Here is a 10,679-nt window from a genome sequence, read left to right as displayed (position 1 = left end):
GATTCCTGGGTGGACTACATGCTGTGGGAGTCAAAGGCGCGCGGCCGCCTGACGGCGGCCACCGTGCATGAGGAAGCATCGCCCTTCGGCGATTACGCCGTGATGCTCTGCGGCACCAACGCCTTCATCCGCGACATGCGCACGCAGTTCCGTGCGCTCGGCCTGCCCGTCTCCCGCATCATCGCCGAGGAATTCCAGCTGCGCTGAACGCTTCCGCGCCCCGCCGGCGTTCAGAGCTGGAGGCTCTCGCGCTGCGCCTCCAGCCGCCGGCGGTCGGCATCGTCCAGCGGGCGTTGCCGCTCCACTGCGCTTTTGAGCGGATGTGCGTTCAAGCCGCTTGGCAGCCAAGAGAAGTGGCTCTGGAAATTCGGACAGATCGATAACTGGCTTTCCTGCCGGTAAATCGGCACCGTAGCCGGACCCCGGCCGTTATTTCCCCTAATCTTCTGATTGAAATTGAAATATGGCGCGCAGGTGGGATCCCGATCGGTGCTGATTCACAAACCGCCGCAGCGTGCCGAGGCCAAAGCGCAGGCCGGGTTCGGCAAGTTCGGCCTGCAATTCAGCCAGCGCCATGTCGCGCCGTGCTTGGAACACGGTGAGCATCGCATCAGCATGGCCTTCGACGATATGGCTGCGGCGGTCGCCGCCCAGAGGGCCGTGCATCGGCACCGCACCATCAGCCGCCAGGGCGCGCCAGCGACTGACGCTGGCGGCACTCACCTTGAAGCGCGCCGCGGCCTCCCGGTGGCTCAACCCGTCCTTCAGCACTGCGGCCAGCGTGCGTTGCCGCAAATCCAACGAACGCGCTTTCGACATCACTGCCGGCCCCCACCCGGCAGATAGCTTGAATCAGAGACCAGCCGTTTCGGGAATCACCCGCGATTCTGTCAGCAGGGACGCCGCTCTAGCAGTCTGTTCCGTTCGCCTCGGCTCACTGCACAGGCTCTACGCTTTTGTTTATCGAGCATCTTTATCCGTCCAAAGGATTCCGTTTGAACGGATGATGCCCTAGCCTGCACCGACAGAGGCCGCGCCGACTCCTTCAATTTAGAATGAGTAAGGGGCTTTCCCGCTCATGTGTCCGGTCAATGTCCGGTTCGGCGAGATGAAGGTTTAACGGGATGTCGAATAAATCATTGGAAAGAATGGTGAGCCGGCCGGGACTCGAACCCGGGGCCGCGAGATTAAAAGTCCCGTGCTCTACCAACTGAGCTACCGGCCCACACGCCCGCACGAAGCGGACTTCCGTGCGGTTAAAGCCGCACGGCGATCTCGTCAATCAGCCCAGCCTCAGGAAGCCGCGCTATCCGCTGCTGGTGCCGCGTCGGCGGCGATGCGCATGCCGATGATGCGGTCCGGATTCTGCACCTGGCCGGACTGGCCGGCACCGCGCTTGATCTTGTCCACCACGTCCATGCCCGCGGTCACCTGGCCCCAGATGGTGTATTGGCCATCCAGGAAGGAGCCGGGCTGGAACATGATGAAGAACTGGCTATTGGCGCTGTCCGGGCTCTGGGCGCGGGCCATGCCGCAGGTGCCGCGCAGGAACTTGGCCTTATTGGTGAATTCAGCCGGCACATTGCCCAGCTCGCTGCCGCCGGTGCCCGTGCCCGTCGGGTCGCCACCCTGGGCCATGAAGCCCTCGATCACCCGATGGAAGACGATGCCGTTATAAAAACCCTGCCGCGTCAGGGTCTTGATCCGCTCGACATGCAGTGGCGCGATATCGGGCCGCAGCTGGATGGTCACGGTGCCATCCTTCAATTCCATCAGCAGGGTGTTCTCGGCATCGGTCTCGGCCGCCGGGGTTTGGGTCTCTTCGGTCATTGCAATATCCAATCTGGTGAGAAAAAAATGTCAGCTATCGGCGGCGATGCGCATGGACTGGATGCGATCCGGCCCCACCACCACACCGTTGCGGCCGGCGTCACCGCGCTTGATGCGCTCAACGGCCTCCATGCCCGCAACCACCTGGCCCCAGATGGTGTATTGGCCATCGAGCGAGGAACTGGGCGCGAACATAATGAAGAACTGGCTATTGGCGCTGCCGGGCGATTGGCTGCGCGCCATGCCGCAGGTGCCACGCAGGAAGCGCGCCACGCTGGGCGGGCTGAATTCGGCCGGCAGGTTCGGCAGGTCCGAGCCACCCATGCCGGTGCCCGTCGGGTCACCGCCCTGGGCCATGAAGCCCTCGATCACCCGGTGGAAGACGATATTGTTGTAGAAGCCGCGGCGCGTCAGCACCTTGATCCGCTCAACATGCTGCGGTGCCAGGTCGGGGCGGAGCTGGATGGTCACCAGCCCGTCCTTCAACTGCATCAGCAGGGTGTTCTGCGGGTCCAGCGCCCGCTGCGCCCGGGCGGCGCCCAAGGGGGCGATAATAGGCGCGGCAAGCGCCGTGGTGAGGATGGTTCGGCGAAGCATAATGGTCTCTCCCTAGCCGCGAATGCGCGCCATGGTGCGTTCGAAGGTGAGTTTGGGCACGAAGCTGGTGATGTCACCGCCCATCTGCGCCACCTCCTTCACGAAGCGTGAGGAGATGAACTGATTGGTCTCGCTGGCCATGAGAAACACCGTCTCGATGCTGCTGTCGAGCCGATGATTCATCCCAGCCATCTGGAACTCATAATCGAAATCCGACACCGCACGCAGCCCGCGCACGATCATCCCCGCCCTCACCTCCTTAGCAAAGGCGATCAGCAGGCCGGTGAAGGGTCTCACCTCGATGATCATGCCATAGCGGGTGGCAATCGGCGCGGTTTCGGCCTGCACCAGCTCCACCCGCTCCTCGAGGGGGAAGATCGGGCCCTTGCCGGTATTGATCGCAACCCCCACCACCAGCCTGTCCAGCAGCCGCGCCGCGCGGCCGATCACATCGATATGGCCATTGGTGACAGGGTCAAAAGTGCCTGGGTACAGGCCTATACGCTCAGGCATCGCTCACCTCATCTTCACCATCATCAAGCACCGGGAAACAGCTGGTGATGTACTCGTTCTCTCTCAGGCCCATCATCTTCACCCCCATGCCCTGACGGCCGGTGGTGTTCACCTGGCCGGCAGGCAGGCGGATCAGCCTACCGCCATCGGTCACCAGCATCACATCATCGCCCGTGCCGACAATGAAGCTGGCCACCACGCTGCGCCCGGTGCGCGCCGAGAAGCCGATATTGGTGATGCCCTGCCCGCCGCGGCCGGTCACCCGATAATGATAGGCCGAGCTGCGCTTGCCAAAGCCACCATCGGTGATGGTCAGGATGAAGCGCTCCGCCGCCTCCAGCTCTGAAATCCGCTCGGGGGTGAGGGTGATATCAACCACCCCCTCCTCGGCGCTCTCCTCGGCGGCTGCCTCGGCCTCATCGCCCGCCCGGCGCCGGGCGGCGGCGTATTTCAGATAGGCCGCGCGCTCATCCACGCTGGCATTGATATGGTTGAGCACCACCAGCGAGATCACCTGGTCATCGCCCAGCAGCTTGATGCCGCGCACGCCCGAACTGTCGCGCCCGGCGAAGACGCGCAGCGTCTCGGCCTCGGCCACAAAGCGGATGCATTTGCCCGCCCGGGTGGCGAGGAAGACGTCATCACCCTCGCGGCAGGTGGCCACCCCCACCAGGGTGTCACCCTCCTCCAGCTTCATGGCGATGAGGCCGGCCGCGCGCATATTGCGGAAATCCGACAGCTTGTTGCGCCGGACATTGCCCTGGGCGGTGGCGAAGACGAGGTGCAGGTTTTCCCACAGCGATTCATCCTGCGGCAGCGGCAGCACGGTGGTGACGCTCTCACCCTCCTGCAAGGCCAGCAATTGCCGCAGTGAGCGGCCCTTGCCATGCGTGCCGCCCTCGGGCAGTTGCCAGATCTTGCTGCGGAAGGCCATGCCGCGGCTGGTGAAGAACAGCACCCATTGATGGGTATGCGCGACAAAGCTGCGCATCACCACATCATCTTCGCGCGTGGCGGCGGCGCTGCGGCCGCGCCCGCCACGATTCTGCGGGTCGAAAATATCCAGCGAGGTGCGCTTCACATAGCCATCACGGGTGATGGTCACCACCATCGTCCCCGGCTCGATCAGGCTCTCATCATCCAGGTCAGCCGCCGCATCATCAATGCGGGTGAGGCGTGGCGAGGCAATCTGCGCGCGCACCGCCAGCAACTCATTCTGGATGACCTCCATCCGGCGCGGCCGGCTGCCCAGAATATCCAACAGGTCGCGTATCCGCCCGCCCACCTCATCCAACTCGGCGGTGATCTTGTCCCGCTCCAGCCCGGTCAGGCGTTGCAGACGCAATTCCAGAATGCCGCGCGCCTGCTCCTCGGTGAGGCGCACGGTGCCCTCGGCGGTGATCTCGTTGCGCTCATCCTGGATCAGGTCGAGCAGCACGCCCACATCGCCGGCCGGCCAGCTGCGCTCCATCAGGGCGGCGCGGGCGGTGGCGGTATCGGCCGATTGGCGGATGGTGCGGATCACCTCATCGATATTGGCCACCGCAATCGCCAGGCCGATCAATTGATGGCCCCGCTCGCGCGCCTTCGCCAGCCGGAACCGGCTGCGGCGGGAAATCACCTCCTCGCGGAAGGTGAGGAAGGCCTTCAGCGCCTGGATCAGCCCCATCTGCTCGGGCTTGCCATCATTCAGCGCCAGGAAATTGACCGAGAAGCTGATCTGCAACTGGGTCATCCGATAGAGCTGGTTCAGCACCACCTCGGCCGTGGCATCGCGCTTGAGCTCGATCACCACCCTCACGCCGTCGCGGTCGCTTTCGTCGCGCAGGTCGGAAATGCCCTCAATCGCCTTGGCCCGCACCAGCTCGGCGATCTTCTCCTGCAAGGTGGATTTATTCACCTGATAGGCCATTTCGGTGATGATGATGGCCTGGCGGCCGCCCTTCATCTCCTCAATGACGCATTTGGCGCGCAGCGGCACCGAGCCTCGGCCGGTCTCAAAGGCCGAGCGAATGCCCGAACGGCCCAGAATAATGCCCCCGGTGGGGAAATCCGGCCCCGGGATGATCTGCATCAACTCATCGAGCGTGGTAGCGGGCTCCTCGATCAGCTTGAGGGTGGCGTCGATCACTTCGGTGGGGTTGTGGGTCGGGATATTGGTCGCCATGCCCACGGCAATGCCATTGGCGCCATTGACCAGCAGATTGGGATAGGCGGCGGGCAGCACCCGCGGCTCCATGCCGCTTTCATCATAGGTCGGGATGAAATCGACCGTGTCCTCGTCAATCCCCTCCAGCAGCGCCATGGCCGAGCGGGCCAGCCGCGCCTCGGTATAGCGCATCGCCGCCGGGGCATCGCCATCCATCGAGCCGAAATTGCCCTGGCCATCGATCAGCGGCACGCGCATGGCAAAAGGCTGCGCCATGCGCACCATGGCGTCATAAATCGAGGCATCGCCATGCGGGTGGTATTTACCCATCACGTCACCCGCCACGCGGGCCGATTTGCGATGTGGCTTATCGGGGGTGAAGCCCGATTCCTGCATGGCATAGAGAATGCGGCGATGGACGGGTTTCAAACCATCACGAATATCAGGCAGCGCGCGCGCCACGATCACGCTCATGGCGTAATCGAGGAAGCTCTTGCGCATCTCGCGCTCAATGCCGATGGGCGCGATATCGTCGCGCGGCGGCTCGCCCGCAGGGGCTTCCGGCTTATCGCTCATGGCTGGGTCACAGGCTGGTCAGGATCGCGGGAAGGATAGGCATCGAAGAGGTATAGAGATTCTTATCCTTCCCGCCAATGCGGGTAGTAACGCTTTGATATATCAAGCGCCTTTTACCCCGCCCGCGGTCAGCCCGGCGACAATCTGTTTTTGCGCCAATAGGGTGAGAATCAGCACCGGCGCCGTCACCAGCAAGGCGGCGGCGGAGAGCGGCCCCCAGGAGATCTGCTCAAAGGTCAGCATATTATTCACCGCTACCGGCAGGGTGCGGGTCTCACGCCCCGCCAGTACCACGGCGAAGATGAAATTGTTCCACGAAAAGATGAAGGAGAGGATGCAGGCCACCGTGATGCCGGGCCGGGCCAGCGGCATCGCCACATGGCGAAACGCCTGCCAGATGGTGGCACCATCCACCAGCGCTGCCTCCTCCAACTCCGCCGGCAACCCCTCAAAGAAAGAGATCATCACCCACACCACAATCGGCAGGGTGATGACGAGATGGGTGATGATGATGGGCCATAGCGTGCCGGTCAGCCCCAGCCACTGAAACAGCAAAAACAGCGGGATAAGATAGGAGAGCCCCGGCGTGATCCGGGCAATGAGAATAAGCCCCGCCAGCCGGATCGCCCGCATCTTGGCGATGCCATACCCCGCCGGCACCCCCAGCAGCAGGGCGATGCCGGTGGCTGAAAAACTCACCACCACGCTGTTCCAGGCATAGAGCAGAAAATCATTGCGGGCGAAGACCTCGGCATAATTATCCCAGGTCACCGGGTTGGGGATGAACACCGGCGGGAAGGCGGTATTGTCCAACTCCGTCTTCATCGACAGCGACAACATCCACAAAAACACCATGATGGCCGGCGAAATCAGCACCAGCACCGACAGGCCAAAGCCAATACGCCCGAGCAGCCGCTTCATTGTTTCACCCTTTGCCGCGTCCACATCAGCAGGGCCGCCAGGGCCAGAATAATGGCGAAAAACACCACCACCACCGCACTGGCATAGCCCACATTGTAAAAGGCGAAGGCCTGCAGGTAGAGAAAAATATTGATTGTCTCCGAAGCCGAGCCTGGCCCGCCTTGGGTAATCACGTAAATCGTATCAAAGGCCTTGAGCGCATCAATCGTGCGGATGATCAGCGCCACAACAATATAGGGTGCGAGTAGCGGCAAGGTGATGTGCCAGAAACATTGCAGCGCCGTCGCGCCATCAATCTTCGCTGCCTCATAAGGATCCCCCGGCAGTGAGGCGAGGCCGCCCAAAATCAACAGCATCACCAAAGGCGTCCAATGCCATACCTCCACCACCACCAGGGTGGGGATGACGGTATCGGGGCTATAGACCCACATGCTCGGCGGAATGCCAATTTGCGCCAACAGCCAGTTGAGCACCCCCAATTGCGGGTGGAACATCATGGTCCAAACCAGCGCCACAGCCACCGGCGTCGCCATCATGGGCAGAATAAACACCGTGCGCGCCAGGCCCCGCAGCGGGAATTTCTGGTTGAACACCAAGGCCGCCACTAGCCCCAAAATCAACGGAAACACCACCGCCATGGCGGTGTAGAGCAGGGTGCGCAGCATTGCCCAACCAAAGCGCTCATCGCTGAACAGCTTGGTATAATTGGCAAAACCCACCCATTCGCGCGCTCCACCCAGCCGCCAGTCAAAGGCGCTAACATAGATGGTGAAAAGCCAGGGAAACAAAATCGTGGCGACCACTGCAAAGGCGGCCGGGACGACGAACCAGACATAGCGCCTGGCATAGTTGCGGCGTGGGGTCATGGGGTGGGCGCTTGCTGCCCTTGAGGAGGCTCTGCCCCCTCAAACTCCCCCGCAAAGGGCCGAAAGGCCCTTTGATCCCATCTGATGGAGACGGCGTGAGGGGGCCGCCGCGCCACCGCGCCGAGATAACCACCGCCGAGGCCACCCCCCGCCGCCGCCATAAAACCGAAGGCGGTCAAGGAGCCCCTGGCTCCTTGCGGGAGGGTTTGGGAGGGCAGAGCACTCCCAAGGGCCACGCTCACCCCCCTCAACCCTCCCGCTCGCTCCGCTCCAGCACCGGCTTAAACGCCGCCGTCGCCGCCCGCATTTCCGCCACCGGGTCCGCCCCGCCAATGGTATTGGTGAGCGCCGTGCCGATCACGTCGCGGAATTCTGTCACCGGCAGAATTTCCGGCAGCCCCGCCCGCGCAATGCGGCCCGATGCCTGCAAAGTGGAGAAGAACTCGCGTGGGAAGCGGCTTTGGCCGATCACCTCTTCATTGCTGAAGGGGCTGAGCCGCGCCGGCACGCCAGCCCCCGCCGCCAACATGCGAAGCTGCATTTGCTTGCCCAGCGCCCATTGCAGATAAAGCCAGGCCGGCCCCTTCTTGCGGCTATTTTCCGGAATGCCGTAGCCCGCACCGAAGAGCGCGCAATGATGGTTAACCGGCCCCCGTGGCACCAGGGCATAGCCCACCTTGCCCGCCACGCGCGAGCGGGTGGGGTCCTCCAGCGGTGCGGCGAAGCCAATGCCGTCGATCCACATCGCCGCCCGGCCTTGCATGAAGGTCGTCTGGCATTCATTCCAGTTGAAGCCGATGGAGCCCGGCGGCGAGGCATCGCGCAGGAAGCGCTGATATTGCCGCGTTGCCCAGATCGCGTCATCCGTATCGGTGATCAATTGCCGTTGCGCATTGATCATATCACGCTGCTGGGTGCCCAGCAGAAAGCTGCTCCACAGCACCACATTGGCGTTTTTCAACCCGCGGCCGACATGGCCATAAATCTGCCGCGAGCGATCCTCGATGCGCTTGGCGCTATCGAACATCTCATCAAAATTCGTCGGCACCGCGATGTTTTTCGCCGCCAGCAACTCTTTGTTATAATAAAGAATAAAATAGTCGGCGAAGGCGGGCAGGGTATCCATCCGGCCATCCGCCTGGGTTGCGTATTCGCGCATCCCCTGGGCGAAATCATTGAAATCGAAATCCGGCGCGGTGAGCGTCCGGTCCGCGATCAGCGCATTGATATCGGTGTTCCAGCGCGCCCGGCCAACCTGACGCTTATTCACATGCAGGCTCACCTCGCCCACATCAAAGCTGGGGCGGCCAGAGGCGTATTCGATGATGATCTTCTGCCGGTGCTGCTGCTCGGGCACCACCTCGACGCCGGCTCGGATGCCGGTCAATTCCTCAAATTCGCGATTATGCTGAGTGAGGAGATTGCCGCGCGGCGAAAGCTGCACCGAGACCTCGATGCGTTCACCACGGAATCGCTTCCAGTCAAAGGCGCTTTGCGCGCCCACCTGCTCCACCACCATGGGTGCGGCGAGCGCGCCCAACAATGCGTCGCGGCGCTTGATGCCCTGCATGTTTCTTTCCTCCGGTTTTTATGGTCCCCATGCTCACCCTGAATCGTGCCCGCCCGCAAGCGGTGATATGAAGGCCCGATGGAAGACATCGGAACGCTCCCGGCCGAAGACGGCACCCCCATCGCCTTTCGTCGCATCGCCGGGCGGGGGCCGGGCATTGTCTTCCTCGGCGGCTTCAAATCCGACATGACCGGCAGCAAGGCCGAGGCGCTGTCCGACTGGGCCGCCGCAAAGGGCCAGGCCTTTTGCCGCTTCGATTATGCCGGCCATGGCCAATCCGGCGGCCGCTTCGAGGATGGCACCATCGGCCGCTGGGCCGCCGACGCCCAAATGGTGCTCGACCAACTGACCACCGGCCCACAGCTGCTGGTGGGCAGTTCCATGGGCGGTTGGATCGCAGCCCTGCTCGCCCGCGCCGCGCCCGAGCGGGTGCATGCCATGCTCGGCATCGCCCCCGCACCGGATTTCACCGAAACGCTGATGTGGCCGCAATTCACCCCCGAAATCCGCGCCACAATCCTGCGCGACGGCGTCTGGCACCGCCCCTCCGACTATGGCGAGCCCTATGCCATCACCCGCGCGCTGATCGAGGATGGCCGCCAGCAGCAGGTGATGACGAACCCGCTGCCCTTCCGTTTCCCGGTCCGCATCCTGCAAGGCATGCGCGACACCGATGTCCCCTGGCGCCACGCGCTGCGCTTTGCCGAGGCGATTGATGGCGATGATGTGCGGGTCAATCTGGTGAAGGATGGCGACCATCGCCTCTCCCGCCCGCAGGATATCGCGCTGCTGATCGCGGAGGTCAGCCGCCTGATCGAAGAATAGCCGCCAGCCCCTCGCGGTAGGTCGGGTAGCGCCAGGCAATGCCTAGCGCCGCCTTGGTCGCCGCATTCGCCACCCGGCGATTCTCCGCCCAGAAGCTACGCGCCATTTCGCTCATCCCCGCCGCCGCCTCGGCGTAATCCCGCAGCGGCGGCGCCGCCACCCCCAGCAATGCCGCCGCATGCTCCACCACCACGGCACTTTCGGCCGCCTCATCATCGGTCAGGTTGAGCACCCGCGCGCCCTGAGGCGGGCGGCCCATCGCGGCCAGCACGGCGGCGCCAATATCCTCCACATGGATGCGCCCAAAGGCATGGCCCGGCTTATGGGTCCGCCTGGCATGCCCAGCCCGCAGATCATCGAAGGCGCTGCGCCCGGGCCCATAAATCCCCGCCACGCGGAAAATATCGAGCGCGAAGCCCCCCGCCACAGCCGCCGCCCGCCAGGCCTGCTCCGCCTCCAGCCGACGCAGGCTGCGCGGCTGGCCGGGGGCAGGGGGTGTTGCCTCATCCACCCAGCCGCCATCACGGTCGCCATATACCCCGGTGGTGGAGAGATAGCCGGCCCAGATCAGCCCGCCGGGCAATGCCGCGCCATGCGCGGCCAGGAAAGAGTCGCCCGATTCGCCCGGCGGTGCCGTCATCAGCAGATGGGTGGTTTGCGCCAAAGCCGCGCCGGCCGCGGCGAAGCTGATCTGCCCCGCCCCGGGCGCGCCGCGCGTGGTGGCGGCCAAATCCCAACCCGCGGTCGCCGCCGCGCGCGCCACCGCGCCTCCGGAATAGCCGCCGCCAATGATCAGCAATCGTGGTGTCATGAAGCCAAACTGGGCCGGGTT

General features: G+C 63.7%; 11 protein-coding genes and 1 tRNA gene. 2 read left to right on the top strand and 10 right to left on the bottom strand.

What is annotated here, in order from left to right; translation table 11 throughout:
* Positions 1-207 (top strand): hypothetical protein (locus tag ABWP84_RS09670; protein ID WP_353211816.1); only part of this gene is annotated, 207 nt, incomplete at its 5' end.
* Between the two features lie 231 nt (positions 208-438).
* Here the strand turns inward: ABWP84_RS09670 and ABWP84_RS09665 are convergent.
* From ABWP84_RS09665 to ABWP84_RS09625, 9 genes are all read right to left on the bottom strand, one after another.
* The gene (locus tag ABWP84_RS09665; protein WP_408904260.1) at positions 439-771 is read right to left on the bottom strand and encodes a hypothetical protein; all 333 of its coding nucleotides are present in this window, start codon (positions 769-771) and stop codon (positions 439-441) included.
* 378 nt (positions 772-1,149) lie between these two features.
* Positions 1,150-1,225: transfer RNA gene (locus tag ABWP84_RS09660), tRNA-Lys, on the bottom strand.
* Positions 1,226-1,293: 68 nt separating this feature from the next.
* Entirely contained in the window at positions 1,294-1,830 is a 537-nt protein-coding gene (locus tag ABWP84_RS09655; protein WP_353211814.1) for a peptidylprolyl isomerase, read from the bottom strand.
* A 30-nt stretch (positions 1,831-1,860) separates the two neighbouring features.
* Complete coding sequence (locus tag ABWP84_RS09650) at positions 1,861-2,427, bottom strand: peptidylprolyl isomerase (protein WP_353211813.1); 567 nt, start codon at positions 2,425-2,427, stop codon at positions 1,861-1,863.
* Positions 2,428-2,439: 12 nt separating this feature from the next.
* Positions 2,440-2,940, bottom strand: a complete 501-nt coding sequence (coaD, locus tag ABWP84_RS09645; protein ID WP_353211812.1) for a pantetheine-phosphate adenylyltransferase — start codon at positions 2,938-2,940, stop codon at positions 2,440-2,442.
* Complete coding sequence (gene gyrA / locus ABWP84_RS09640) at positions 2,933-5,665, bottom strand: DNA gyrase subunit A (RefSeq protein WP_353211811.1); 2,733 nt, start codon at positions 5,663-5,665, stop codon at positions 2,933-2,935. Before gyrA ends, coaD begins: the two co-directional genes overlap by 8 nt.
* A 102-nt stretch (positions 5,666-5,767) precedes the next feature.
* A complete protein-coding gene (locus tag ABWP84_RS09635; RefSeq protein WP_353211810.1) occupies positions 5,768-6,586 on the bottom strand; it encodes a carbohydrate ABC transporter permease in 819 nt (272 codons plus the stop codon).
* Positions 6,583-7,452 carry a sugar ABC transporter permease gene (locus tag ABWP84_RS09630; RefSeq protein ID WP_353211809.1) on the bottom strand — a complete coding sequence of 290 codons (870 nt, stop codon included), beginning with the start codon at positions 7,450-7,452 and terminating at the stop codon, positions 6,583-6,585. Before ABWP84_RS09630 ends, ABWP84_RS09635 begins: the two co-directional genes overlap by 4 nt.
* A 247-nt stretch (positions 7,453-7,699) precedes the next feature.
* Positions 7,700-9,022, bottom strand: coding sequence for an extracellular solute-binding protein (locus ABWP84_RS09625; protein ID WP_353211808.1), 1,323 nt, complete (start codon positions 9,020-9,022; stop codon positions 7,700-7,702).
* 78 nt (positions 9,023-9,100) lie between these two features.
* Between ABWP84_RS09625 and ABWP84_RS09620 the strand changes: the two genes are divergently transcribed.
* Positions 9,101-9,847, top strand: a complete 747-nt coding sequence (locus tag ABWP84_RS09620; RefSeq protein WP_353211807.1) for an alpha/beta hydrolase — start codon at positions 9,101-9,103, stop codon at positions 9,845-9,847.
* Here the strand turns inward: ABWP84_RS09620 and ABWP84_RS09615 are convergent.
* On the bottom strand, positions 9,825-10,658 hold the full coding sequence (locus ABWP84_RS09615; RefSeq protein ID WP_353211806.1) for an SDR family NAD(P)-dependent oxidoreductase: 834 nt from the start codon (positions 10,656-10,658) through the stop codon (positions 9,825-9,827). The two genes, ABWP84_RS09620 and ABWP84_RS09615, sit on opposite strands and share 23 nt — an antisense overlap.
* Positions 10,659-10,679: the final 21 nt, after the last annotated feature.

This window comes from Rhodovarius sp., from assembly GCF_040399605.1.
GTDB lineage: Bacteria > Pseudomonadota > Alphaproteobacteria > Acetobacterales > Acetobacteraceae > Rhodovarius > Rhodovarius crocodyli_A.
The sequence above is the reverse complement of the archived record's forward strand: the minus strand, read 5'-3'. Positions and strand labels throughout refer to the sequence as shown.

Bases quoted from the DNA above. Each gene is read 5' to 3' on its own strand.
- ABWP84_RS09615 (WP_353211806.1), bottom strand. From the start codon at position 10,658: ATGACACCACGATTGCTGATCATTGGCGGCGGCTATTCCGGAGGCGCG.
- ABWP84_RS09620 (WP_353211807.1), top strand. From the start codon at position 9,101: ATGGAAGACATCGGAACGCTCCCGGCCGAAGACGGCACCCCCATCGCC.
- ABWP84_RS09635 (WP_353211810.1), bottom strand. From the start codon at position 6,586: ATGAAGCGGCTGCTCGGGCGTATTGGCTTTGGCCTGTCGGTGCTGGTG.
- coaD (WP_353211812.1), bottom strand. From the start codon at position 2,940: ATGCCTGAGCGTATAGGCCTGTACCCAGGCACTTTTGACCCTGTCACC.
- gyrA (WP_353211811.1), bottom strand. From the start codon at position 5,665: ATGAGCGATAAGCCGGAAGCCCCTGCGGGCGAGCCGCCGCGCGACGAT.
- ABWP84_RS09655 (WP_353211814.1), bottom strand. From the start codon at position 1,830: ATGACCGAAGAGACCCAAACCCCGGCGGCCGAGACCGATGCCGAGAAC.
- ABWP84_RS09630 (WP_353211809.1), bottom strand. From the start codon at position 7,452: ATGACCCCACGCCGCAACTATGCCAGGCGCTATGTCTGGTTCGTCGTC.
- ABWP84_RS09625 (WP_353211808.1), bottom strand. From the start codon at position 9,022: ATGCAGGGCATCAAGCGCCGCGACGCATTGTTGGGCGCGCTCGCCGCA.
- ABWP84_RS09650 (WP_353211813.1), bottom strand. From the start codon at position 2,427: ATGCTTCGCCGAACCATCCTCACCACGGCGCTTGCCGCGCCTATTATC.